The following is a 26,801-nucleotide window of genomic DNA, read 5'->3' on the forward strand; positions in this document are numbered from 1 at the left end:
TATCCGACACATTCTTCTGACAGGTTCTTAATATAGAAATAACATCTAACGGCTTTACAGTCAAAGAATCCGCATAGAGAGAAAGCAAAGAATCAACTCTGTCCGTTTCAACATCTTTTACTGATGATTTCTGAAACGAACAGCCTAAGAGTATACTAAACAGGATAATGAATACCCCACATGGCGTTAACTGTTGTTTTTCCATACTTACCTTCCCTTTTTAACAAAGGACATAAATTATTATGACATTCACAATCGTTCAAATCCATTTTAACGTATAAAGTTTCATTATCACGATTAAATATCATATTTAAACAAATAAAAGCGAAATCCACAAAGTATATATATACAAAAAAAGGATACTCTTTCGAGCATCCTCTTTCGTCTATTACAATATGTATTGAATTTTACTTACACATCTCATTAATCACCGCAATCAACTCGCCGCCTATCTCTTCAGCTTCTTTCATTGTATGAGCCTCTGCATAGATACGGATGATCGGCTCGGTGTTACTTTTACGAAGATGAACCCATTTATCGGGGAAGTCAATCTTCACACCATCGATATCTGTAATATCATATTGAGCGAATTTTTCTTTCACCTTTGCTAAAATAGCATCCACATCAATCTCCGGAGTAAGCTGTACTTTCTGCTTGGAGATAAAATACGGAGGATAGCTGGCACGCAGTTCGCTTGTTTTCATCTTTTTCTTTGCCAGATGAGTCAGGAACAAAGCGATACCTACCAAAGCATCACGACCGTAATGGCTGGCCGGATAGATCACACCACCGTTGCCTTCACCGCCAATAACCGCATTAGTTGCTTTCATTTTGGCTACAACATTCACTTCACCGACTGCCGCAGCATTATATTCACAACCATGGGCGCGGGTCACATCACGCAAGGCACGGCTTGAACTCAGGTTACTTACCGTATTACCCGGAGTATGGCTCAATACATAGTCAGCTACTGCCACTAATGTATACTCTTCGCCAAACATATCACCATCTTCACAGATAATAGCCAAACGGTCTACATCCGGATCGACAACGAAACCTACATCTGCTTTGGCATGCTTCATCAGGTCAGAGATCTCAGTCAGGTTCTCAGGAAGAGGTTCCGGATTATGAGAAAAGTTACCATGAGGAGCACAATGTAGTTTGAAGATTTCTTTTACACCTAAAGCATACAGTAAATCAGGCAATACAACACCACCTACAGAGTTTACGGCATCGATAGCGACACGGAAGTTAGCAGCCTTAATAGCTTCTACGTCAACCAGGTCGAGATTGAGTACACTTTCGATATGTTTCTGTTTATATGTATTGTCAACGATCACTTTTCCTAAATGATCGACATCTGCAAATTCAAAACTTTCAGAAGCGGCAATTTCCAGAACCTCTGCACCTTCTGCCGCATTCAGGAATTCGCCCTTTTCATTCAGCAATTTTAATGCGTTCCATTGTTTTGGATTATGACTGGCAGTCAAAATAATACCGCCACATGCACCTTCCATAGCTACAGCCAACTCGGTTGTGGGAGTAGTTGCCAGGTCAATGTCTACCACGTCAAAACCCATTCCCGTAAGCGTACCTAAAACCACCTGTTTTACCATCGGGCCAGAGATACGGGCATCACGTCCTACTACGATCTTGTTTGATGTTGCTTTTGTGCTTTTTCTAATGAAGGTTGCATAAGCTGCTACAAACTTCACAATGGCTAACGGATTTAGTCCGTCTTCCGGTGCTCCGCCGATTGTACCGCGGATACCGGAAATAGATTTAATAAGTGTCATAAGTTGGATTATTTTTCGAATGTATATTTTACTTTGCTATAATAGATTGGGCTGTAAGAACTCTGAAAAGTAGTTCCCATTCTTTTGAACGGTACTATTAATTTAATTAAAGCCTCATTTCCTACATGATATAAACCTGTAGCCAGACCCTCACCTACAAAATAATCAGGAGGATAACTTCTTGTTTCCCCGGAATAAACATTGTAACCGAAAATAAACTCGGTAGGATATCCGTAATAACCTACTCCATAGATCAGATTATTAACGTATATAGAAGTATCAGCATCTAAAATACCATTTGCTTCAAAACGACAAAGGACCTTTGTTTGTCCTAATACTGCCCGTTCCCCATTTCCTGAATCTATCACATTCAGATACACATCATTATCCAATTTTACAAATTCGTTTTCTTTAAAGACTCCATCTGCAGGATAGTCTTTAAGAACTTTTATTCCTTCACGGTCAATCAATCGCTCGATTGCTTTCCTTTCATCCTTCAACCTCTCCGTATACGACTTCGTTTTATCGCATGATACCACCATCAAGGCAGCACACAAAATCATCAGGATATAAAAACCTCTTTTCATCTGTTATTCTTTAATGTATAAATGAGCGACAAATGTAAATAATATCCGCCATATCTCAGGCAAGTTTCTCTATTTCTTCTGTTTTATTAGGATTAAATTCTTTTAATCCCCTCTCAAAGACAGCTACAGCTTCTTCCAGAGAACCATGAAACTCTCCACCGGAAGCATTTTTGTGACCACCACCGTTAAAATACTGGCTGGCAAACAGATTGCAAGGGAAATCACCTACCGAGCGTAAAGAGACTTTGATATAATCTTTATCTTCACGGATAAAGACACTGAACGATACGCCTTCAATACTTAACGGCATATTCACAAAACCTTCCGTATCACCGGTTACATAATTGAACCGGTCTAATTCTGCTTGTGAAAGTGTAATCAATGCAGCATGTTTCTCCGGATAGATCTTCATCTTTTCATACAGGACATAACCTTGCATGCGAAGACGTGATTCAGAATAGACCTGAAAAACCTTACGATAAATCAAATCTTTATCTATCCCTTTCTTTATCAGTTCACCGATAATCGTATAAATCTCCGGCTTATTCGAGTTATAGGTAAAAGAACCTGTATCCGTCATCATTCCCGTATAAATACAAGCAGCAGCGTCTTTGTTAAGCAGGTCAAACATGCCCATGCGACAGATAAAGCGGAAAATCATCTCACTGGTAGACGACATTTCCGGATACGACATCATAACCCGACAAAAATCTGCAGGATTCAAATGATGATCGATCAAGACCTTGCGACCTTCCGCAGCAACAACAGCCGGAGCCAGTTTCTCTATACGCTTAGGTTCATTAAAGTCCAGACAAAAAACAACATCCGCATCATGGATCAACTGCTCTGCAAACTCAGGATACTTTTCATGTATCACAATATCCTTTGCTCCCGGCATCCATTTATAAAATAAGGGGAATTCATTGGGGACAACTACTGTTACATTATCTTTACCATAGGATGTAAGGAAATGGTACAATCCCAAAGCTGAACCAAGGGCATCGCCGTCGGGAGTAACATGGGTCACGATAACAAAACTTTCGCCTTTCTCTACGTATTTCTTGGCTTTCTGAATTTTCTCTTCCTGAATGATTTTCGTAATCATATATTATCTTGTTTACAAGGACAAAGGTACTACTTTTTTTATGTTCTACACAGTAAAAAAACGTTCAATAAGCAAATCAAACAATAGAAATAACAATAGAAGTAACGAGGCGAATAAAAATCGTGGACGCCGGGTTTGCAGGAACAACAGGAAAAAGAAGACAACCCCATACCCTAAGATTGTCAGAAATAAACCAAGCCGAAAAGAAAAGGTAGCCCCCGGCACCTTACTAAAAGCATCTACGATCTGTAATAAATTATGAGTCATTGTTTCGACTAGATGTTGAAGCAATTCATAGCCGGGAAAATCGACTGGTAACATTAGCCAGACAAGTCCGGCGGGTATAAGCAAGGTTGCCAGCAACGTCAACGGTAAATTCGTACATAGAAAGACAAGGGAGAATTGCCGGAAATAATACAGGCAAAGCAATGTTGTTCCAGCCTGTGCAGACAGTGTCACAGTTATCCAACCCCAGGGAGCAGCCAGGAGAGGATTCCTTACTTCGATCAGTTTCTGAAACCGGGGTTGCAGATATAAAATAGACAGTACAGCCAGATAACTTAACTGAAAACCGATATCAAACAGGTAAAAAGGATCGAACACCAGCATACAAAAAGCAGAAGCAGCCAATGTATTATAACCGTCGGTTCTTCGTCGTAGCGTTCTACCCGTCAGATACAACGTCAACATCAATCCGGCACGGATAGCAGAAGCGGCAAATCCGGTAATTAAAACAAAACTCCAAAGCAGACCGATCATCAATAAGAACTTCAGCCACCTATAAAAAGTATTTTGGGGAAAGAAAGAAAAGAACAAAGAAAGGAAACCACAAACAATAGCGACATGAAAACCGCTTACAGCCAAAAGATGAGCCACTCCAGTCACCGAAAAACGCCTTTTTACATCCTTCCCCATCCCTTCCCTGTACCCAAGGGTGATCGTTGCCAGTACAGATTTTTCTTCATTCGACAAACGTAAACGTTCAAAAGGTTTCAATAAACGCTGCTGCCCCTGCCCGGACAATTCTGAAACGGAAGAAAAAGCCGGTCTCTCATTCCTATCCTGCCAATATGCGGTTTGTTGAATAGAAAAAGACAGCAGCAACAAAAGAAATGCCGCTCCCCATAGCCAACGAAACTCATAACTCCAGTAGTTTTTGTCCGGCCCGGATATTGCTGCAATATGAGAAAGCAGAATAATCAGTAAAGGGATAAGTATCAGCAGTAACGACAGAATACGGCAATCAAGGTAAGCTTGCAATAAGATTCCGGTTATCCATATTAAAAGCGGCCTGATAAAAGGCCGCTTTTGTATCTCTTTTATTATCATACAAAGGTCGGTTTTGGTTGGTTAAATATATTCTCTACATATCTTTTAGTTCTTTTATCGTTCGTATCGGATCTGGAGAACTAAAAACAAAACTTCCGGCAACCAGCACATCCGCACCGGCATCTATCAGACGTTTCCCGGTTTCCAGATTCACGCCGCCATCTACTTCTATGAGAGTTTCCAGTCCTTTTTCCCGGATCATTTCTTTCAGACGAGCCGTTTTATTCACCGAATGCTCAATGAAACGCTGTCCTCCGAAACCCGGATTGACGGACATAAGCAATACCATATCGAGATCCTGAATAATATCTTCCAGCAGGCTGATCGGTGTATGCGGGTTTAAGGTAACCCCTGCTTTCATTCCGGCTTCCTTTATCGCACCGATTGTACGATGCAGGTGTGTACTGGCCTCATAATGAACATTCATCATATAAGCTCCGGCAGCAGCCACTTCTTTCACAAACTTCTGAGGCTCGACAATCATCAGGTGCACATCCATCGGTTTCTTCAGGATGGGCTTTACCGCCTCCAATACAGGAAACCCGAAAGATATATTCGGAACAAATACCCCGTCCATAATATCCATGTGCAACCAGTCCGCCTCACTGTTATTAATCATTTCCACTTCTTTTTGCAAGTTCAGAAAATCGGCAGCCAGCAAAGAAGGAGCAATCTTATGTTTCATAATTAAATGTCTTTTCGGCAAAGGTACAAAAAAAGAAAGAGAACACTATTACCAGTGTTCCCTTTCCTTCAATTTCTTAGTTCATCACATAACCACATAGTTCCGGTTGCATTGCAGGTTCTGCATGATAAATCCTTGCAAATTGAGAAAGAAAATCAAGCGTTTGTTTACTTGGTGCACTTTTCTTCCCGTCCCGGTTCTTTTTAGTTTTATTCTCTAATCCATTCATACATTGAGTAGAAAATCTCTTCATAGGCATCCCCTTTTTTATTCGTTTGATAATAAAACGGGAGCATTTTCTACTTATTGTACGGACTGCAGAATATTTTTACCGATTATGCCAAAGATAACTCTATATGGTTTTCGTCAGCCATACGACGCATATTCAGGATAGCATAACGCATACGTCCTAATGCCGTATTAATACTAACGCCTGTAATATCGGCTATTTCTTTAAAGCTCAAATCCTGATAATAGCGCATTTCCAATACTTCGCGCTGACTGTCGGGAAGATGTTTTACAAGCTTCTTAACATCCGACAATACCTGATGACGCACGATATTATCTTCGATCGTTCCATCGCAAAGTTTGATATTATTGAACAAATCGACTTCCACCTCATCATTAGATACAGTATTTTCACTGCGTTCCTGACGGAAGTTGTCAATGATCAGATTATGTGCAATACGGGTGATCCATGCTTTAAACTTACCGTTTTCGGTATAACGGCCCTGTTTAATAGTCATAATCACTTTCACAAAAGTCTCCTGGAAGATATCTTCCGTTAACTCTTTATTGCGGACTATAAAGTAAATATAGGAATGGATACTGCTCTTATGACGATTTAACAACACATCAAAGGCGGTATTATTACCCTGTGCATAAAGGACAACCAGATCTTCGTCTGTCATCGATTTTAAAGTCTTCATTACTTCTGTATTTTATAGTTTCTTGAGTAATGTTTATGCTATAGGCAATGCGGTTTTAAATGTTATACAATTTTGTTTTCGAAAGCAAAAGAACAAAAAGTATTTTAAACAGGCAAACATTTCTGTTATTTTTAAACAAAAATGTCCCCTGCCTGTACGTTTTATGTACAAACAGGGGACATTTGCTAACAAACTATATTTTCAGAACTTATAACCCAAAGTTAAAGCGACCTGAGTAGTTTTTGTCTTTAATGAAGCGGGATCGGATTTAACAAATACTTCTCCATTTTCCCGGAATGTACTTGGGAATGCATAAGCATCTTCTTTATATTCACGATATACACATGCCAGATCAGCATAGAAACTCGGAGTAAAACGGTATCCCAAACCAATAGAATAAGAATTAGTACCTTTATCTACAGTATAATTAGGAATAGTGCCGACAATACCTACGGCATCTGCATAATAGGTTCCGTCCGGCTTCTGTGGAGAAAGCCCATCTTTTATATGTTGTTTCATAGGCGATGTTCTCCATAAAGTACCGGCACGAACAGAAAACTGAGGTGTAACCTTTACTTCTGCACCAACCTTCAAAGTTCCGGACATTCCGAAATCCTTCTTTATATCATCGGTGGCCTGCAAATCATACCCATCCATATCATTCAAATTCATTCTTTTGTAATTTGTCAATTCGTAATCGACACTTACTAAAAAACTTTTACCAACACCTGCAACACTAAAGATCCAACGATCCGGAGTACGAAGATGATAACTACCCGACTGATAATCCGGAGTATTCATAGGATCCCATTTAATATTATTAATTATTGTTTGCGCTTCACCATGAAAATAATCTGTTAATTTATACCATGTAGGTGAATTGTAAGCAATACCCAAGCGAAGAAAATCCGTTGGACGAACTATTGCTCCTAAATTAAAGGCATAACCCGTTCCACTAGAAGAAAGACCATTATCCAACCATAACTGATCAACCGTTGAAAAATCCTCCGTATACCTCGTCTTCAAACTATAATCCATATCAGTAACAGCAACTGTTGCCCCCAGGAAAACACGATCCGAAATATTAGTTGCAAACGAGAAGTTATACTGACCGATCGATCCTTTTTCATTGACTAGCAAATCCACGTTTTGTGGACTATAAGCCTCCCAGCCATTAGCTCCCTGCTTTCCAAATGCCGAATGATACTCATTCTTCCCATCATATGGATCCATAAAGCCTGCATCATATCCTAGAATTGCAAGCCAAGATATATTCGAATCAAAATAAGGATCATAGCCACCCTCTGGTTTAAAGTCACCCTGCTTTACACCATAAGCCAAATCAGCGACATAGTCAGCCAGCGAATAAGCCTGAGCCCCATTCATCCGATAAGTACGGTTAAAATTCTTTACACGATTGTAAGAGACACCCAGATTCCATCCAACGATACCTTCATCATTACCGGTTGGGAAATAACCTACATAAGCAATATTATCAAAGTTAAACCTTGTCTTGCTCTCATCTGCTTTCGAACCGTTCCAGTTCGTGTTGGCCTTTATTGACGAAAGACTTATCGTAGTTACGACTTCCGAACTACGATATATCCCCAACCCTGCAGGGTTAGTAGACATAGACGATATATCCCCACCCAATGCTCCAAAAGCTCCGCTCATACCCAGATAACGGGCAGTCCCGTTCAGGTCGGTCTGAGACATTTTGTATGCATCCATTTCACCTTGTGCATATGCGACACCACCGGCCAGGAAAAATGCCGATATAAATAAGCACGCTACTCTTTTCATCGTTTCTGTTTATTTCTAATACCTTAAATATATAAGGGCACAAGTACGCATACCGGCCCTTATACTATAATTATATTATCTCTCTCATTATCTGCGTCCGCCTGAACGACCGCCTCCTCCGCCACCGCCACTTGAACGGCTGCTGCTGCTACCTCCGCTACTGAACGAACCGCTGCTCCGGCTACTGCTGCTACTTCTTGACGGAGCCGAATAAGTGCTCTGGCTTCTCGAAGGAGCAGAGTTGCTGTAACTTGAACGTGAGCTACTACTGCTTCTTGTAGACGGAGTCGACTGAATGCCGGAGGAAGAACGTGTAGATGAACCGCCACTATACTCGCTACGGGTAGCTGTACGTGTACGAACGGTTCCTTCCGATTGCACTCTGCCAGACGAAGTTCCCCTGCTTGAAGAACGAACGCTGCTACCAACTCCTTCACCTCTTGTTGAAGAAGACGAGCGTGTCGAATAACGATCGGAACTCAATCCCCTTGAACTGCTGGTACGGTTGCTTTCACTTCTTAAAGAAGATGCACGGCTCGAAGACCTGTTGGAAACTGCACGTCCGGAAGATGCGGAACTATAACGACTGGAAGAATTTCTTCCGGTTGTATAGCGGCTCGATGTCTGACGTCCGTGTGAGCCATAATTATAAGGATTATAATAATGATGGTGATGGTGTCCATAATAGCCACCTCCCCAGTAACCACCGCCCCAGTAACCACCGCCCCAATAACCGGGACCGTAATAACCTCCATACCATGGACTGCTCCAGCCGGCGTAGAAACCACCCCAGCCCCAGCCGAATCCCCAACGAGGACCGTACCAGGAAGAGTAAGTCCACCACGGACTGTAACTATACCAAGGATCGTACCAGTTATTATACCACGGAGAATACCAGCCTCCCCAGCTATTGCCCATGTTGATATTCACATTTACATTGGCATTGCCGTCGGAGTAATCCGTATCATACCCATAACTGTAATAACCGTCGCTCAGATACAAATCTACCTGATCGGCACCGGCTATCGTAATTTTGCTGGGTGAATGATAGCGAACAATACGTTCGGTATATTCCGAGTCGGAACGACGTTCCGATTTCTTTGTTACTTTCTGATTTTTAGAAGGTAGCTCTTCAACATAAGTACCATCCTCTTCGTCCAGATCTTCATCGTACGGTTCTTCTACGTCGACAGATGTATATCTGCGATTATATTCGTCTACATCACGATTTGCATCGTATGCTGAACTATTGGAGTCGGAGGCCGACGCCAATACAATTGCCGATGATGACTTCGTTGTTTCCTCTTGTTTGGGCTGTATAACCTTCTCTTCTTTTTTGTCCTTCTTTTTGTCTTTACTTGAAGAGAAATACACATCATCAAAGAATTCCTCCTGAGCAGCAGCACTAAATGCTACCAGAAGCATCACCACTAAAGATGTTAATTTCATGGGTTTCATATTCGTTTCTCCTCTACATTAATATATTTATTCTATTGTTTAGACTATGTTTCCACCGTCAGGGTTTAAATGCATATCCTTAATAACTATAAAAATATTGCATTCTACTTACAAATATAACACGTTCCCAATAAGTATCAAGCATTTATATATACTTTAACTTTAATATTTATCCTGCTATCGCCTATTTATATAGGATAAGATGCCGTTTCATTTACAAACGCTGCATCCGGCAAATACTAAAGTAAAGGAAACCAGCCCGGCAGAAACTAATGAAGAGACAGTATTATCTAATCTTTTTCCTCCCAGTTATTTAATATTTAAGTCATATACTTTTATACTTTTGAGCATGGTCAAAATCAATTTTTAGCTAGCCCAAAATCAATTTCGAGCATGCTAAAAATTAAATTCAAGCTAGCTCAAAAGCATACTAATATTGCTCATTTGAACTAAAATATAAGATGAAAAACATTAGAATACAAGGTATTTGCAGATAGTTGCCGGTAGCCTTACAGACAGACGATCGTTTTTATACAACCGATTGGATTTATTCCAAAGATAAATCGTATATTTGTCCTTTGGTTTAAAACCTTGTAAACTGTATATTAACAAGATTAATTCTATTTAGTAAATGGGAAGAGTATTAGTTATTGGTGCCGGGGGCGTAAGTACCGTTGCTGTTAAAAAGATCGCGATGAATGCCGATGTTTTTACCGATATCATGTTGGCTAGCCGCACAAAAAGCAAGTGTGATCAGATTGCCGCTGATATTAAGAATGTAAAAATAAAGACAGCACAGGTCAATGCAGATAATGTAGACGAACTCGTTGCATTGTTTAATGACTTCAAGCCCGAGTTGGTTATCAACCTGGCTTTACCTTATCAGGACCTCTCCATCATGGACGCCTGTCTGGCTTACGGTGTGAGTTATCTCGACACTGCCAACTACGAACCGCTGGACGAAGCCAAATATGAATATAGCTGGCAATGGGCTTACAAAGACCGTTTCGAAAAGGCTGGGCTGACTGCAATCCTGGGGTGCGGATTCGACCCGGGAGTGACGGGGGTATATACAGCTTATGCAGCTAAACATCATTTCGATGAAATTCAATACCTGGATATCGTAGATTGTAACGCCGGAGATCATCACAAGGCGTTCGCAACAAACTTTAATCCGGAAATCAATATCCGCGAGATCACTCAGCGTGGTAAATATTATGAAGACGGGGAATGGAAAGATACGGATCCGCTGTCGGTTCACAAACCGTTGAATTACCCGAATGTGGGTCCGCGTGAATCTTACCTGATGTATCACGAGGAACTGGAAAGCCTGACCAAGAACTTCCCGACCATCAAACGTGCCCGTTTCTGGATGACCTTCGGACAGGAATACCTGACTCACTTGCGTGTGATACAGAATATCGGTATGTCGCGCATCGATCCGGTGATGTACAACGGACAGGAAATCGTTCCGATCCAGTTCCTGAAAGCCGTATTGCCAAACCCGGGCGACCTGGGAGAAAACTATACAGGCGAAACGTCTATCGGCTGCCGCATCCGCGGTATCAAGGATGGCAAGGAACTGACATATTATGTATATAACAACTGTAGCCACGAAGCTGCTTATAAAGAAACAGGTGCACAGGGCGTAAGTTATACAACCGGTGTTCCGGCTATGATCGGTGCCAAGCTATTCATGCAAGGCGTATGGAAGAAGCCGGGCGTTTGGAACGTGGAAGAATTCAACCCCGATCCATTTATGAAAGAACTGAATGAACAAGGTTTGCCCTGGCATGAAATGTTTAACGTAGATCTGGAATTATAATGGCATTACAAGTAGGCGACAAAGCCCCCGAAGTACTGGGGCTCGATCAGAACGGAAATGAAATAAAACTCAGCGACTTCAAAGGTAAAAAGCTGGCTCTTTATTTTTATCCCAAAGACAACACCAGCGGTTGCACGGCGGAAGCCTGCAGTCTGCGTGACGGTTACCAGGATTTGCTGGCTGCCGGCTATGCTGTGGTCGGGGTTAGTAAAGACAGTGCCAAATCCCATCAGGGATTTATCTCAAAGCAGAACCTGCCTTTTCCCCTGATCGCTGACACGGACACAGCCCTGCAACAAGCATTTGGCGTATGGGCCGAAAAGAAACTGTACGGACGTTCATACATGGGGACGCTCCGCACCACCTTTATTATCAACGAAGATGGGATCATCGAGAAGATAATCGGTCCGAAAGAGGTGAAGACAAAAGACCATGCAAATCAAATCCTTAATTCATAAAAGGGATGGCAAAAGAAGATAATTTATTCGAAGAAGGAAAAACACCGGAAGGTAAACCGGCAGTAAATGCCGACAAGTTAAAAGCGCTTCGTGCAGCGATGGACAAGATTGAAAAGAACTACGGAAAAGGTTCTATCATGAAGTTGGGCGACGAAAGTATTGAAAATATCGAAGTGATTCCTACCGGATCTATCGCCCTGAACGCAGCATTAGGCGTTGGCGGTTATCCGAAAGGACGCGTAATCGAAATATACGGACCGGAATCTTCCGGTAAGACAACCTTGGCAATCCACGCAATTGCTGAAGCACAGAAAAAAGGAGGTATCGCCGCATTTATCGATGCGGAACATGCTTTCGACCGTTTCTATGCTGAAAAGCTGGGTGTAGATGTAGAAAATCTATGGATCTCCCAGCCGGACAACGGCGAACAGGCTTTGGAAATCGCAGAACAGCTGATCCGTTCTTCAGCAGTCGACATTATCGTTATCGACTCTGTTGCCGCCCTGACACCGAAAGCTGAAATCGAAGGCGATATGGGTGACAGCAAGATGGGTCTGCAAGCTCGTTTGATGTCTCAGGCTTTACGTAAGCTGACCGGAACTATCAACAAGACAAACACGACTTGTATCTTTATCAACCAGTTGCGTGATAAGATCGGTGTCATGTTCGGTAACCCGGAAACGACAACGGGTGGTAATGCTCTGAAGTTCTATGCTTCCGTACGTCTGGATATCCGCAAGATCGGAACGTTGAAAGACGGAGACGAAATGAAAGGTAACCAGGTACGTGTAAAGGTTGTGAAGAACAAAGTGGCACCTCCTTTCCGCAAAGCTGAATTCGATATCATGTTTGGAGAAGGAATCTCACATGCCGGCGAAATCGTCGACTTGGGAGCAGAACTGAACATTATCAAGAAAAGCGGTTCATGGTACAGCTACAACGAAACGAAGTTGGGACAAGGCCGTGATGCTGCAAAACAATGTATCAACGACAATCCGGAACTGGCCGAAGAATTGTCGGCGCTGATATTCGACGCTTTAAAAGCATAATATTCTTACATATAATAATATGTATATTGAAACGTGTGACGAATACCTTTCCCGGGTTTTCGTCACACTTCATATAAACCGGTATTAAGAATTTTCTAACCTTATAATATGACTGACAAAGACAAATATCGCCAGCTTTGCAATAAAGAAACAAGCCTGCCCCTGTTTTCACGTGATTGGTGGTTGGATACGGTTTGTGGCGAAACCTTATGGGATGTCTTGCTAGTTGAAGAAAAGGGGAAAATTCTGGCATCGTTTCCATTATATATTCCACACCAGGGTATCATAACGATGCCTCCTTACACCCAGACAATGGGTCCGTGGTTTGCACCGGAACCTGCTGACGCGAAATATACCCGGACTTTAGGTAAACACCAGGCTATCTGTAAGGTATTTACAGATGCACTGAAGATATATCCGCATTTCTTGCAATATTTCAGTTACCGGATAACGGATTGGTTACCATTTTACTGGGAAGGCTACAAACAAACGACACGATATACTTACCTGTTGAATAACATCCGGGATGAGCAATCATTGTGGGAAAATATGAGTTCCAATATCCGCCGGAACATTACAAAAGCAAAAGAAAAACAGGGCATCACAGTAAAGAAGGGCATTCCCGTCGACGACTTCCTAAGAATTCAGGCACTAACATTCAAACGTCAGCAGCTCTCTGCACCCAAAGAACGTGAAATACTGAAAAAGATTATATCTGTCTGTCGTCAACGTAACCAGGGAGATCTCTGGGGAGCCTACGACGACAAAGGGAATCTGCATGCCGTGGCTTTCATTGCATGGCAGGAAAGTTCCGCCTATTACCTGGCCGGAGGAGGCGATCCCGAATTACGGGCATCGGGCGCACATAGCCTTGTCTTATGGGAAGGTATTCGCTTCACTGCACAATACACCGATTTATTCGACTTCGAAGGATCGATGATACCCGGTGTCGAACGTTTTTTCCGCGAATTCGGAGCAATTCAAACGCCCTTCTTCACAATAACCAAAGGGAATCTGAGTTTATTATATAGGGCCTGGCTGAAAATAAAGAAATGGAAATGAACGATCGCACTATACATTATATTATACGTTTCCTTCTTGGAGAAGATATTTCCGGGGAGGTGATTGCCGCTATCGGATATACGGCTGATAGAAAATTATATGATCGTTATAGTATAGTAATCGTGCCCTCGGGGTTCTTTAACAACCAGATATACGGAACCGCCGCTTCCCTTCCGGAACTACCGTTGCAGGAAATAGAAGGAACTCCTCTCCTGTTTGGCTCACCTCAAATAGAACTGGCAGGTGATACCCTGGTAATTCATGCAGATATCATTGCAAGCACCTATTTCCTTATCACCCGTTACGAAGAAATTATACAGCGAAATGAGCGAGATGAACACGGACGTTTTCCCGGGAAAAAGTCTTTGCCATATCGGGCTGGCTTCCTTCACCGACCAATTGTCGATGAATACAGGTTATTATTACGCAGCTGGCTGCAACGTTACGGACTTCGGGTGCCTGACATAAAAAAACAAATACAACATATTTATCTGACTCACGACCTGGATGCTCCAACGCTTTATCGTTCATGGAAAGGTTTCATTCGCTCTCTCAGGGATGGCCGAGGATTGAGAAAATCTATTAAGGGAAGATGCGGACCGGTCGAAAATGATCCGTATTATACGTTCCCTTGGATGTTTCAACAGAACAAGGCGCTTCAGGATCAGGTGGGGACAGATATCTGCAAATCTGTTCTTTTCGTCCGTAGCGGTGGTAAAAGTAAACTGGACAAACCCCATTACAGTTTACGGAATAAGGATGTAAACAATCTGATACAGTCTGCTTTGTCCAACAATATGACAGTCGGGCTACACAGCAGTTATCAGGCAAGCATTACTCCTTCCCTCATCCGAAAAGAAAAAACAGGGCTGGAAGAAAATATCGGTAAAAGTATATACTGTAACCGGCATCATTTCCTGGCCAGTCGAGAACCGGAGGATATGACTCAACTGGAAGCCGCCGGAATTACACATGATTTTACGATGGGATATGCAGATGTAGCCGGTTTCAGATTAGGAACCTCCTATCCGGTACGATGGATCAACCCTGTAAACCGTCGGTTATCTTCTATCCTGCTTCATCCGTTAACGCTGATGGAATGTTCGCTGGAAGAGAAAAAATATATGGGATTAGATTATGATAAAGCTCTTACTTACAGTCTCAACCTGGTTGAACAGGTAAAAAATGCCGGCGGAGAATTAACCCTTCTGTGGCATAACACCAGTGCACAGGAAAATACAGACAGTTATTTAAGAAAGCTCTATAGCCATTTATTAAACGAACTCGCAAAAAAATGAAAATTGTTACTATTGTCGGTGCCAGGCCTCAGTTCGTAAAGGCGGCCATGGTAAGCCGGGCGATTATGGAACATAATAAAAACAATGTCTCTCCTATTGAAGAACTTCTCCTTCATACGGGACAACATTATGACGCCAATATGAGCGACATATTTTTCAATAGCATGGGAATTCCCCAACCTGTCTGGCAGTTACAATGCGGAAACGGGACGCACGGGGAAATGACCGGTCATATGCTCATTGAAATTGAAAAGATATTATCCGAGGCATTACCGGACTACGTTCTGGTATATGGTGATACCAATTCAACACTGGCCGGTGCCCTGGCAGCATCAAAACTTCATATACCGGTCATACATGTTGAAGCTGGTCTACGTAGCTTCAATAAACAGATGCCGGAAGAGATAAATCGTATCTTGACAGATCATATAGCGACTCTGCTTTGTTGTCCGACTCTTGCGGCAGTAAAGCATCTGGCGAACGAAGGAATTCGGGAAGGAGTGCATCATGTCGGTGATGTGATGTACGATGCAGCTTTATTATTCGGAGAACTGGCTGATAAATCTTCACAAATATTATCCCAGTACCATCTCACAAGTAAACAATTCAGACTTTGTACTGTTCACCGGGCAGAAAACACAGATAACCGGGAATGCTTATCCGATATTATGGACGCGCTGAAGGAAATTTCATCTCCTTCTTTTCCTACTGTCCTCCCTCTGCATCCCCGTACACGCAACTGCCTGGAAAAATATGGTATGCTTTATGCGCTGAAAAAACAGGAAGGCATTCAAATCATTCCCCCAATCAGCTTTTTAGATATGGTAATGCTGGAGAAACATGCTGCCACGATTCTTACCGACTCGGGGGGCGTACAGAAAGAAGCATATTTCCATCATACCCCTTGCATCACCTTGCGGAATGAAACGGAATGGGTAGAAACTGTCGATGCCGGATGGAACCAGATTGCCGGATATAAAAAACAGAATATTCTGCATTGCCTGGAGAATAATCCGATACGAAAAGAGATAATAGAATACGGAACCGGTAATGCTTCCGGTCAAATTATTGGTTTATTATGAAGAAGGTTTTAGTCATCTGCGACCTTTTTCCCCCGGCTTTCGGTCCTCGTATGGGATATCTGTGTAAGTACCTTAAGCATTATAACTGGGAGCCTGTCATCCTGACAGAAGCTGTGGAAGAGAAAACTTTTACTTTCCTTGCCGGAAAAGATAAGGTTACTTATGTAAATTATTATACGGCCAAAAATCCGGTTCTAAAGAAGCTTCAATGGATCAGCACACTTTTTCTTGATCTGTGTTTCGGTTACAAAGATACCCGTATGTATAATGCAGCGAAGAAACTGGTCGAAGGAAATACATTCGACCTGATATTATGTAGTAGTTTCCGGACCTTCCCCTTGCCCGCAGCACAGAAAGTCGCCGATAAATACAAACTGCCTTTAGTGGTCGATTTAAGGGATATCATCGAACAATATACGGGAGATGAATTTATGTCGCATACGTTACCTTCGTTTTGCGGATTAAACAAATTGTTTGTTTCGGTATTCAAACGGAAAAGCCTTCGCGACAGAAACCGGATACTGCAAAAGGCCAGCTATGTAACAACAATTTCTCCCTGGCATGTAGACATATTAAAACAATACAATCCAAAAGTAGAACTGATCTACAATGGTTTCGATCCGGAACTATTCTATCCGGAACAAAAAACGACCTACCAGTTTATCATTACCTACACAGGTAGGTTGCTTAGCACAGCTATGCGTGATCCAGGCCTGTTAATGGACGCATTAGCAACCTTATCCGCTGAAAATGTTTTTACGGATAAAGACTGTCGGGTTTATTGGTATGTCGACGATGCGTCTCGGGAGATAATAACTGAAGAAGCCAGGAAGTATGGAGTTCTGCCCTTTATGGATTTCAAAGGATATGTACCGGCTTCCGATATTCCGTCGATATTAAATAACAGTTCCGTATTATTGTTACTGACCAACCGGGCACAGGGTACAGGACCTAAAGGGGTTATGACCACAAAGTTCTTTGAGTCGTTGGCAGTAGAGAAACCGATACTTTGTGTACGTAGTGATGAAAGTTACCTGGCAAAGGCTATCGATGAGACGAAGGCCGGACTTGCTGCGACCAATGTAAAAGAAGTTTGCCATTTTCTGAAATATTATTACAAAGAGTGGAGAGAGAAAAGATATACATCTTCACCGATAGATAAAAATAAATTGCTCCGTTTTTCACGTGAAGAGCAGGCAAAACAGTTCATACAGATATTCGAAAAGATAAATATTCATGGATAAATATATCAATATAGTTGCATTCAATATTCCCTGGCCGGCCAATTATGGTGGAGTGATTGACGTTTATTACAAAATGTTGGCTTTACACAGGTGTGGTGTAAAAATCATCTTGCATTGCTTCGAATACGAACGTCCCCGTTCCAAAGAGTTGGAAGCTTTATGCGAAAAGGTTTATTATTATAAACGAAAGACAGGGATACTCGCCAATGTCACTTTATTGCCATACAACGTATTCAGCCGGAAAGATCCGGAACTTCTGAAAAACCTTTTACAAAATGACTATCCGATATTATTCGACGGGTTGCATTCCTGTTATTATATAAATCATCCTCAATTACAAGGACGAATGAAGATATACAGGGAAAGTAATATCGAACACGACTATTATCGCCACCTGGCTAAAGCTGAAACTGATCTGATTAAAAAGTATTTCTTCCTGCTCGAAGCCTGGCGCTTTGAACGTTATCAGGATATATTAAAATATGCAGACCTGATGATTGTCGTATCTGTCACCGATACGGATTATCTACGTAAGATATTCCCTGACAAGAAAGTAGAATATATGCCCAGTTTTCATATCAACGATCAGATATCTGTAAAAACCGGATCGTCAGACTTCGTTTTATATCATGGAAAACTGTCTGTAACAGAGAACTCTCAGGCTGCTTTATTTCTGATAAAAAATGTATTCTGCAAACTGGATTATCCTTGTATTATCGCCGGCATGAACCCGCCTGCCGCATTACTGGATGCAGCAACACCTTATCCCAACATCACGATAGAAGCAAATCCGTCTGACGAGCGAATGGATTACCTGACTCATGAAGCTCAAATACATATGCTAATCACTTTCCAGGATACAGGTTTAAAACTAAAATTACTGAACAGTCTTTTTGGAGGAAGATACACTATCGTAAATCAGAAAATGGTTACAGGCAGTGGATTGGATCCTTTATGCTATATCGCCAATACACCGGAAGATATGATAGAAACCTGCGACAAATTGATGAAACAACCGATGACAGAAGAACTAATCGGAAAAAGAAAAGAGTTTTTGTTCCCGACCTATTCAAACCAACAACAAGGAGAACGTCTTTATAAAATGATTTATGAAAAAGCATAACTTATTACATATTGCCAGGTCGCTGTCGGAGCGTTTACAGAAGATTGATTACAATCGACTACCTATCAGCGACTACAACAAACGGTATATTGGCAACCTGAAACCAGCTATGCATTATTATATGAAGATTTATAGTGCATGCTTGTCAAAAGGTTTCGATATCCTTAACCATTCTCCTCAAGATATCACCTTTGTCGATTACGGAGGCGGAAGCGGATTTCTCAGTATCCTGGCAAAATCAGCCGGAGTCGGAAAAGTGATCTATCTTGATCTTAATCCGAAATCGGTAGAAACCATTCGAGTATTAAAAAAAGAAACTGGAATCGGCCCAGATATCATTTTACATGGGAATTCCGACACATTGGCCGATTGGTGCAAAAAAAATGATATTCATCCGGATTTGCTGATCGCAACAGACTTGATCGAACATGTCTACGATCTGGAAGCTTTCTTTAAAGATCTTGCCGGCGTAAATCCGAAAATGCAAATGATCTTTACGACAGCCTCTACTCCTTTCAATCCGTATGTAAAGCGTCGTCTGCATAGATTAATGGATAACAGTGAGGCCGGAACAGCAGAGAGTCCTAATTATTATACATTAAGAAAAGAATATATCGAAAAAAACTATCCCAACTTCTCTGCCGATGAAATAAATAAATGGACACAGCAAACTCGTGGACTTGTATACCAGGACATAGACAAAGCAATTAAAGCCAATCAACTGCCGGAATTAAAAGATGCACACAACACTTGTGATCCGGAAAGTGGGAACTGGACGGAACGGATTCTGCCGATCGAAGATTATCGTTCATTGGTCAGAACTCATAATTATTCACTGAAAGTGGATAAAGGCTTTTACAATACGGACAGGAATAACTCAGTCAGTTCAATTATATGCAAATGCATAAATCTGTTGATCCGACTTTCAGGAAAAGGAGGTTTTCTGATTGCTCCCTTTATATTCTTGTCCTGCGTCAGACAACGTTCTGAGAGCTGACTGGACATAAGAACGTTGTAAGTCTAGTGGTTTCAACAAACAATCATTCCATTGCAGCAAATCAATGTCGATAGGAATACTTTCTTTTAGCTTGTCGTCCGGTGTACGTCCCAGCAATCGTTCTATCTGCTTAAATGCATCTATTATCTTTTCCGGACACTCCGGAGTAAAAGCAATGGCAACCTGATTCAAAAAAGCAGATGAATTCTGCATATTTACCGGTTCGGTATATACTGCTTCTGAAAAGTGAATCGAAGCAAAATGATCACGCAAAAGTTGATCTGCCAATTCAATATTCTTCTCTTTATCCCGGTTTGAACCGAGACATAATATCACTTTATTCAACATACTTATTTACTCCTTCCGGTAATCTTTGTTTTTTGAAATACAAAGCTAAAAAAAAATAACAAATTACATTACGCCTTTGCTGAATACCTATTTTTAGGTATTGGTTATACAAGCTTTTACTTTTACCTTTGCACAAGAATTTAAGAAAATGAGATTATCAGAGCTTCGCACAGGCGAAAAAGGTGTTATTGTAAAGGTAATGGGACGCGGAGCTTTCCGCAAACGTATTATCGAGATGGGATTTATCAGAGGGAAAGAAGTGGATGTTATACAAAATGCACCTCTTAAAGACCCCATTCATTATCGTGTAATGGGATATGACGTATCATTACGCCGCAATGATGCCGCTATGATAGAGGTTATCAGTGCTGCCGAATACGCCAAAGTGCAGGCCTCGGAAAAAGAAGAAAAGCGTTCTGCAGACTCTTACATCTCTCCATCCACCGAAGATTTACAAGCAATTGCCATAAATAAAGGGAAAACGATCAACGTAGCATTGGTCGGTAATCCTAATTGCGGAAAAACCTCTTTGTTTAACTTTGCATCAGGAGCCCACGAACATGTAGGTAATTACAGCGGGGTCACAGTCGATGCCAAAGAAGGAACCTTCCAACAAGACGGCTATACATTCCGGATCGTAGATTTACCGGGAACTTACTCCTTATCTGCTTATACTCCGGAAGAATTGTATGTCCGTAAACACCTTAGCGAAGAACAGCCGGATGTAGTCATCAATGTAATAGATGCCTCCAATCTGGAAAGAAATTTATACCTGACTTGTCAGCTTATCGACATGGATGTTCGTTCTGTCATTGCATTGAATATGTACGACGAACTGGAACGGCAGGGTAATAAGTTCGATTACGAATCTTTATCCCGTATGATCGGGACTCCGATCGTTCCTACAGTAAGTAGAAGTGGTTTCGGAATCGAAGATCTTTTCAAACGAGTTATCAAAGTTTACGAGGAAGAAGACCCGGTAATCCGGCATATTCACATTAATTATGGCGAAGTATTGGAGAAAGGTATTACTAACGTTCGCAAGGCAATCAAGGAGAATGCGAATATAGCCAAAAGCCTTTCAAAGCGTTACCTTTCTATCAAGCTACTGGAAGGTGATCCCGAAATCGAAGGATTTATACAAACATTGCCATGTGCGGAAATAATCCTTCAGGAACGTGATCGTAATGTGACTCAAATCGAAGAGTTATTACTGGAAGATTGCGAAACGGCATTCACGAATGCCCGCTATGGATTTATATCAGGGGCTTTACGGGAAACTTTTGAACAAAATAAAATAAAAGAAGCAACCAGCACTCAGATCATAGACCTGTTTGTTACTCATAAAGTTTTAGGTTTTCCCATATTTATCCTGTTTATGTGGATTATGTTCGAAGCGACATTCCGCCTGGGAGAATATCCGATGGGATGGATCGAGGATTTGGTTGGTTTTATCGGCAACTTTGTACGGTCCCATATGAGTGAAGGACCTTTAAAAGATTTGTTGGTAGACGGTATCATCGGTGGAGTCGGCGGTGTTATTGTCTTCCTGCCTAATATCCTAATATTATATCTATTCATTTCTTTTATGGAAGATTCGGGATATATGGCGCGTGCAGCTTTCATCATGGATAAGATCATGCACAAAATGGGACTCCATGGAAAATCGTTCATACCGCTGGTGATGGGATTCGGATGTAACGTGCCGGCTATTATGGCCTCACGTACGATCGAAAGCCGTAACAGCCGGATGATAACGATGCTGATTAACCCGTTGATGAGTTGTAGCGCCCGTCTTCCGGTGTATGTATTATTGACCGGAGCATTTTTCCCTAACAATGCCAGCTTTATTCTGCTCGCATTATACGTTACCGGAATTATTCTGGCTGTCGTTATGGCCCGATTGTTCAAACGTTTCCTGTTTAATGAAGAAGATGTACCGTTTGTAATGGAGCTTCCCCCCTATCGTATGCCTACGGCTAAATCGATCATGATCCACATGTGGGAGAAAGCAAAACAATATCTTCATAAAATGGGAGGTGTCATCTTGGTTGCTTCTATCATTATTTGGTTCCTGGGGTATTTCCCTCGTAACACAGAAATAGGCGACGTATTTGACAAGCAAATAGCGGAAGTTGAAAATGCAGAACTGGATTCTGTCGAAAAGACTGAAACTATTGCAGAACTGGAACGTCTGAAAAACATGGAGCATCAAAAGAACTCTTATATCGGAATGGTAGGCCGGACAATACAACCGGTACTCAATCCATTAGGTTTCGATTGGAAAATGAGTGTCAGCTTACTTACAGGTATGGCTGCCAAAGAAGTTGTTGTAAGTACCCTGAGTGTATTATATACAGGTGAAGAAGAGGATAGCCAAGCCTTATCCGAGCGTCTGAAACAAGATATGGATGCAGAAGGCAACCCGGTATTTACTCCCCTTATAGCTTTAAGCCTAATGCTTTTCGTGCTCATCTATTTCCCATGTATAGCAACAATCTCTGCTATCGTCAATGAATCAGGATCATGGAAATGGGGAATATTTGTAGTTATTTACACGTGTGTGCTGGCTTGGATCGTTTCGTTTGTGGTTTATCAGACGGGAAGTTTGTTTATTAATCTACTAAATTGAAAAATTATGTGGCAAGAAATTTCTATATTTATCATAGGTTTATTGGTAATCGCTTACATTGGAAGAAAATTATATATTCTATTGACCTGCAACCACAAAGGCTCACCTAAAGCATGTCAGGGGTGCTGTGGCTGTTCTCTAACAAAAGAGAACTTCAGATCTCAAAAACATCTAAAAAAATATACATAAATCAATATTTTCAAAATGTAAAACCAATCAGTTCCATATTTTCTTTAACTTTGGCAACAAAAAAATATGCAACGAGCAAATAAGTGGAGCTTTTATCTAACAAATAAGTTATTAATAGTTAGATGCGTATTATTGCTTCTTTTTGGATGGTGTCTTATTGGTGTATTTCCTATTATCAATTTTGAAAGTGATAGTATTAATCTAATTACTGGTTGTGAATTAATGTGGAAGAATGGCATTCAAATTCCACCTTCTTTTTCATATGAGTGGAATATGCAACCATTAATATATCTTCTAATCATATTTGTAAAACATATTATTCCTTTTTTCACCTGCGAACAAATTTATTGTACATTAACATTTTTCTGTACAGCTGGCTATTTATACCTCATATCCCTCTTTATATCAAAACTCATCAAAACACGGTGGGAATACATTATGTTAATACTCTTTCTCTTTCCTGAAAGTTACGCTATATCTTCTTATCCCAATACAGCCATTTTTGCAGCAGCAAGCTCATTATTAGGATTTTATTTAATCACACATTATAAATCATGGAATATATATAGTGCTATTTTATTAGTTTTAGCACCTCTTTTTAGAGTCGATATTTTAATAATATATCCTGTTGTTTTTCCACTTCTTTTGATAAAAGAATCGTGGAGTAAGGCACTAGCATATTCTGTTTTTTATGCTGTCAGCACTATTATTTGCATATCTCTCATATTTTGGATATTAAATTCTAATCCTTTATCTACCTTTGACTCTTTTCAGGATTATGTTGAAAATCGAATTTTCTCAGATAAATTTATTATTATAAATATCACCTTCTTTACATTTTTCAATCTACTATTTATACTTGCAGGTGTAATCTTATTGGTTAGAGATAAACAAATGAAATATTTACTTATTTCTTTTATACCAATATTAATAACCTATTATGTTTTAAAAGATTTCGGAAACGCGACAAAGCACCTATTGTATATTTTACCATTTGTTGCATTCATAGCATCTTACCCCATTTGTTATTTAAAGTATTTGACAAAAGTTCAGAAGCGGTATTTTATTTCTCCATTAATCATATTTTTTATACTTTACAGCTTCATATCTATATCAATAACTCCAGCTTCAAAGCCATGGATTAATAAAACATATGCCATTCAGCATGCTCATCCTTTGATAAAAGGAGCATCTGTACAAATATCCGACCAAGTAGAGTTTTCATTGGGTATTGGTATTGGGCAAATTATTCCCACAGCTGATGAGCTTATACCTTTAACAGGCTCTTTCTTTTCTCCCTTTTATTGGAGCTATATTAAAACTAACGAAAAAAATGAACGAAAACAGATTACAGAAATTATTAATAATGGTAAAATAAATCATATTGCAGTTATTACATATAATGCAATATCTTTTCTTACTCATTATCTTGTCATGGATGGATACAAATTATCTATTCTACCACAAGAGAAAGATTGGAATTCAGACATTCGCTATTTTGAAAAAGAAGGTAGAGTTATTACTGTCCACTATAATGAAAAAGATAAAGATATAAATAATATCACTTGGGCCTTCCAGGATATTCAAAAAGATAAGTTCTATTATTTTACAGGAACAGACTGGGAAATGTACTATATTAATGAAGGCTTTACTCCTGCACATTCATTAACAAATAGATTGTCTATCATCAATGATTTGACTATACAAGACAACGACTACGAATAATAAAAACAATAAAGACAATGAATCTGTTGAGACTCTTCGAGTAATTTGTATTACCTTTGTGGCAGTCCAAATAACTAGGACACTTTTATAATAACTAGAATAATATTTCGTTTTTAAGACTAAAGGAAAATAATACAATCATATAATCATCTATTTTGTATGGAAAAGATTCTTGTTACAGGTGGAGCTGGTATGATAGGCTCAAATTTGGTTAAACGCTTAGTAAACAAAGGGAAAGAAGTTTTTGTTGTAGATAATCTTTGGAGAGGCAAGTTAGAATATTTGTTTGATGAAAATGGTCATTCGGTAATTCCGTTAGATACACATTTCTTTAATCGTGATTTATCTGAAAAAGGAAGTTGTGACGATTTAGCACAAAAAGTAGATTATATTGTTCATCTAGCTGATGTTGTAGCAGGTATTGACTATGTCTTTAATAATCAAGGAGATCTTTTCAGACAGAATTTATTAATAAATTCAAACGTAATTACATCAGCCAGATTAGCAAAAGATAATATAAAAGGCTTTCTGTATGTTGGAACAGCATGTAGTTTCCCCTTAACTCGTCAAAACTCACTGGATGTCATTCCTCTAAAAGAAGAAGAACTTTATCCAGCTATGCCGGAATCGGCGTATGGATGGAGTAAATTAATGGGGCAATATGAAACAGAACTTCTTGAAAAAGAAACAGGTATTCCGACCTGCGTACTCATGTTTCATAATGTTTATGGAGCTCCATGTGATTTTGGAGAAAGAAGCCAAGTGATACCGGCTTTAATTAGAAAAGCAATAAACTATCCCAAAGAACCCTTTAATGTTTGGGGAAGCGGGAAACAAGGTCGTGCATTTATTCACGTAAATGACATTGTCAATGCTCTTTGCTTGGGACTAGAAAAAGGTCTAGGCCAAGGAGTTATACAAATTGGTCCTTCCGAATGCACTTCAATTAAAGAAATTGCAGAGTCGATAGTAAAAATATCTGGTAAAGATATTGATATCTACTATGATACAACTAAACCTGAAGGAGATAAAGCCAGAAGCGCAGACTATAGTAAAGCTAAGCGAGTATTAGGCTGGTATCCACAAATGGTTCTCGAAGAAGGGTTAAAACTTCAATATCAATGGGTCAAAGAGCAGATTGAAAAAGAACAATAAAATATTATTAAAATCATGTACAATTAGAATGGAAACATATTTTAATGTATCAATTGAATTTGACCCCCAAAAAGTAGATCAGATTATACACAAAACCATTCAAGAGAAAGGAAAAGGATATGTCTGCTCTATTGAAAGTAATAATCTAACTATAGCCAATACAAATAAAACTTTTAATAATGTTGTAAATGGAGCTTTAGTTAATATTTGTGATGGATCCAATTTGGCATGGATATTAGGAAAAATACATAAACAAAAATTTAAATCCTATATTGGCGCCGATTTATTCATCAAGTATGTAAATAAATGTAAATACAATCAATATTTTCTGGGTAATACAGAAGAAGTTTTGAGAGGACTAAAAAACAACCTTTCAAAAATTGATCCCAAAATAAGTTCTATGCCTTTTGAAGAATTGCCCTTTAGAAAAGTCCATGAATTCGATTATCCGGCTATTGCACAAAAAATAAACGAATATAAACCTGATATAATTTGGGTTTCATTAGGAGCACCTAAACAGGAAGAGTTTATGAGTCTGCTACTTCCTCATTTAAATCAAGGTGTAATGTTCGGGTTTGGAGCAATATTCAATTTCAATGCAGGAGTTGGTTCTGTAAAGCGTGCCCCTAAATTAATGTTAAAATTTCATTTAGAGTGGTTATTCAGGGCTTTTGAAGAACCGCGAAAAAATATGCCGCGCTATGCTCGCTTCATTAAAATATTACCAGGATTGATCAGGCAGGAATATAAGAAATTAAATAAAAATCAAAGTCTATAATAATATCCTTATTAAGAACAAATAAAACATGATTCAAGATTTTATAAACAAGCAATTTTATTATTTATATATATTTACTTTACTTTTTGGAGTAGTATTATATGATTTAATAGGTTTTAAATCTGCAGATGAAATATGTGCCTT

General features: G+C 40.0%; 23 protein-coding genes. 13 read left to right on the forward strand and 10 right to left on the reverse strand.

The features are described 5' to 3' along the window. Nucleotides 1-407: 407 nt before the first annotated feature. The 9 genes from glmM to QZ076_RS06420 all read right to left on the reverse strand — a co-directional run bounded on the left by glmM (nucleotide 408) and on the right by QZ076_RS06420 (nucleotide 9,692). Nucleotides 408-1,796, reverse strand: coding sequence for a phosphoglucosamine mutase (glmM, locus tag QZ076_RS06380; RefSeq protein ID WP_293711389.1), 1,389 nt, complete (start codon nucleotides 1,794-1,796; stop codon nucleotides 408-410). Nucleotides 1,797-1,804: 8 nt separating this feature from the next. Further along, nucleotides 1,805-2,383: a DUF4827 family protein gene (locus QZ076_RS06385; protein ID WP_293711392.1), complete on the reverse strand. Its 579-nt coding sequence runs from the start codon at nucleotides 2,381-2,383 to the stop codon at nucleotides 1,805-1,807. Nucleotides 2,384-2,438: 55 nt separating this feature from the next. Then, on the reverse strand, nucleotides 2,439-3,488 hold the full coding sequence (locus QZ076_RS06390) for a bifunctional oligoribonuclease/PAP phosphatase NrnA (protein ID WP_293711395.1): 1,050 nt from the start codon (nucleotides 3,486-3,488) through the stop codon (nucleotides 2,439-2,441). 45 nt (nucleotides 3,489-3,533) lie between these two features. Next, the gene (locus tag QZ076_RS06395; protein WP_293711398.1) at nucleotides 3,534-4,817 is read right to left on the reverse strand and encodes a ComEC/Rec2 family competence protein; all 1,284 of its coding nucleotides are present in this window, start codon (nucleotides 4,815-4,817) and stop codon (nucleotides 3,534-3,536) included. A gap of 34 nt (nucleotides 4,818-4,851) precedes the next feature. Beyond that, a complete protein-coding gene (rpe, locus tag QZ076_RS06400; protein WP_293711401.1) occupies nucleotides 4,852-5,502 on the reverse strand; it encodes a ribulose-phosphate 3-epimerase in 651 nt (216 codons plus the stop codon). A 76-nt stretch (nucleotides 5,503-5,578) separates the two neighbouring features. Beyond that, complete coding sequence (locus QZ076_RS06405) at nucleotides 5,579-5,755, reverse strand: hypothetical protein (protein ID WP_293711404.1); 177 nt, start codon at nucleotides 5,753-5,755, stop codon at nucleotides 5,579-5,581. A gap of 82 nt (nucleotides 5,756-5,837) precedes the next feature. After that, on the reverse strand, nucleotides 5,838-6,431 hold the full coding sequence (locus tag QZ076_RS06410) for a sigma-70 family RNA polymerase sigma factor (RefSeq protein ID WP_046148865.1): 594 nt from the start codon (nucleotides 6,429-6,431) through the stop codon (nucleotides 5,838-5,840). A gap of 201 nt (nucleotides 6,432-6,632) precedes the next feature. Continuing rightward, the gene (locus QZ076_RS06415) at nucleotides 6,633-8,234 is read right to left on the reverse strand and encodes an outer membrane protein transport protein (protein WP_293711407.1); all 1,602 of its coding nucleotides are present in this window, start codon (nucleotides 8,232-8,234) and stop codon (nucleotides 6,633-6,635) included. An 87-nt stretch (nucleotides 8,235-8,321) separates the two neighbouring features. After that, nucleotides 8,322-9,692 carry a hypothetical protein gene (locus QZ076_RS06420; protein ID WP_293711410.1) on the reverse strand — a complete coding sequence of 457 codons (1,371 nt, stop codon included), beginning with the start codon at nucleotides 9,690-9,692 and terminating at the stop codon, nucleotides 8,322-8,324. Nucleotides 9,693-10,323: 631 nt separating this feature from the next. On the opposite strand from QZ076_RS06420, the gene QZ076_RS06425 reads away from it, so the two are divergent. The 9 genes from QZ076_RS06425 to QZ076_RS06465 all read left to right on the forward strand — a co-directional run bounded on the left by QZ076_RS06425 (nucleotide 10,324) and on the right by QZ076_RS06465 (nucleotide 19,830). Beyond that, nucleotides 10,324-11,517, forward strand: a complete 1,194-nt coding sequence (locus QZ076_RS06425; RefSeq protein WP_195374608.1) for a saccharopine dehydrogenase family protein — start codon at nucleotides 10,324-10,326, stop codon at nucleotides 11,515-11,517. Further along, a complete protein-coding gene (gene bcp, locus QZ076_RS06430) occupies nucleotides 11,517-11,975 on the forward strand; it encodes a thioredoxin-dependent thiol peroxidase (RefSeq protein ID WP_293711413.1) in 459 nt (152 codons plus the stop codon). The genes QZ076_RS06425 and bcp overlap by 1 nt, the downstream gene beginning before the upstream one ends. Before the next feature lie 5 nt (nucleotides 11,976-11,980). Continuing rightward, nucleotides 11,981-13,024, forward strand: a complete 1,044-nt coding sequence (gene recA, locus QZ076_RS06435) for a recombinase RecA (protein WP_293711416.1) — start codon at nucleotides 11,981-11,983, stop codon at nucleotides 13,022-13,024. A 108-nt stretch (nucleotides 13,025-13,132) separates the two neighbouring features. Further along, the gene (locus QZ076_RS06440; protein WP_293711419.1) at nucleotides 13,133-14,086 is read left to right on the forward strand and encodes a GNAT family N-acetyltransferase; all 954 of its coding nucleotides are present in this window, start codon (nucleotides 13,133-13,135) and stop codon (nucleotides 14,084-14,086) included. Beyond that, nucleotides 14,083-15,384 (forward strand): polysaccharide deacetylase family protein, encoded by a 1,302-nt coding sequence (locus QZ076_RS06445; protein WP_293711422.1) that lies wholly within the window; start codon nucleotides 14,083-14,085, stop codon nucleotides 15,382-15,384. The genes QZ076_RS06440 and QZ076_RS06445 overlap by 4 nt, the downstream gene beginning before the upstream one ends. Next, nucleotides 15,381-16,466: a UDP-N-acetylglucosamine 2-epimerase (non-hydrolyzing) gene (gene wecB / locus QZ076_RS06450; RefSeq protein ID WP_293711425.1), complete on the forward strand. Its 1,086-nt coding sequence runs from the start codon at nucleotides 15,381-15,383 to the stop codon at nucleotides 16,464-16,466. Before QZ076_RS06445 ends, wecB begins: the two co-directional genes overlap by 4 nt. Continuing rightward, entirely contained in the window at nucleotides 16,463-17,710 is a 1,248-nt protein-coding gene (locus QZ076_RS06455; RefSeq protein ID WP_293711428.1) for a hypothetical protein, read from the forward strand. The genes wecB and QZ076_RS06455 overlap by 4 nt, the downstream gene beginning before the upstream one ends. Further along, complete coding sequence (locus QZ076_RS06460) at nucleotides 17,703-18,833, forward strand: glycosyltransferase family 1 protein (RefSeq protein ID WP_293711431.1); 1,131 nt, start codon at nucleotides 17,703-17,705, stop codon at nucleotides 18,831-18,833. Before QZ076_RS06455 ends, QZ076_RS06460 begins: the two co-directional genes overlap by 8 nt. Next, the gene (locus tag QZ076_RS06465; RefSeq protein WP_293711434.1) at nucleotides 18,820-19,830 is read left to right on the forward strand and encodes a class I SAM-dependent methyltransferase; all 1,011 of its coding nucleotides are present in this window, start codon (nucleotides 18,820-18,822) and stop codon (nucleotides 19,828-19,830) included. The genes QZ076_RS06460 and QZ076_RS06465 overlap by 14 nt, the downstream gene beginning before the upstream one ends. On the opposite strand, the gene QZ076_RS06470 is transcribed toward QZ076_RS06465, so the two are convergent. After that, the gene (locus QZ076_RS06470) at nucleotides 19,759-20,178 is read right to left on the reverse strand and encodes a 2-amino-4-hydroxy-6-hydroxymethyldihydropteridine diphosphokinase (RefSeq protein ID WP_293711438.1); all 420 of its coding nucleotides are present in this window, start codon (nucleotides 20,176-20,178) and stop codon (nucleotides 19,759-19,761) included. The two genes, QZ076_RS06465 and QZ076_RS06470, sit on opposite strands and share 72 nt — an antisense overlap. 148 nt (nucleotides 20,179-20,326) lie before the next feature. Between QZ076_RS06470 and feoB the strand changes: the two genes are divergently transcribed. The 4 genes from feoB (at nucleotide 20,327) to QZ076_RS06490 (ending at nucleotide 26,657) form a co-directional block, all read left to right on the forward strand. After that, complete coding sequence (feoB, locus tag QZ076_RS06475; protein WP_293711441.1) at nucleotides 20,327-22,810, forward strand: ferrous iron transport protein B; 2,484 nt, start codon at nucleotides 20,327-20,329, stop codon at nucleotides 22,808-22,810. A gap of 255 nt (nucleotides 22,811-23,065) precedes the next feature. After that, nucleotides 23,066-24,724, forward strand: a complete 1,659-nt coding sequence (locus QZ076_RS06480; protein WP_293711443.1) for a hypothetical protein — start codon at nucleotides 23,066-23,068, stop codon at nucleotides 24,722-24,724. A 159-nt stretch (nucleotides 24,725-24,883) separates the two neighbouring features. After that, nucleotides 24,884-25,879, forward strand: a complete 996-nt coding sequence (locus QZ076_RS06485; RefSeq protein WP_293711445.1) for an NAD-dependent epimerase/dehydratase family protein — start codon at nucleotides 24,884-24,886, stop codon at nucleotides 25,877-25,879. Nucleotides 25,880-25,907: 28 nt separating this feature from the next. Next, a complete protein-coding gene (locus QZ076_RS06490) occupies nucleotides 25,908-26,657 on the forward strand; it encodes a WecB/TagA/CpsF family glycosyltransferase (protein ID WP_293711447.1) in 750 nt (249 codons plus the stop codon). Nucleotides 26,658-26,801 lie beyond the last annotated feature (144 nt).

This window comes from uncultured Parabacteroides sp., from assembly GCF_905196875.1.
Lineage (GTDB): Bacteria > Bacteroidota > Bacteroidia > Bacteroidales > Tannerellaceae > Parabacteroides.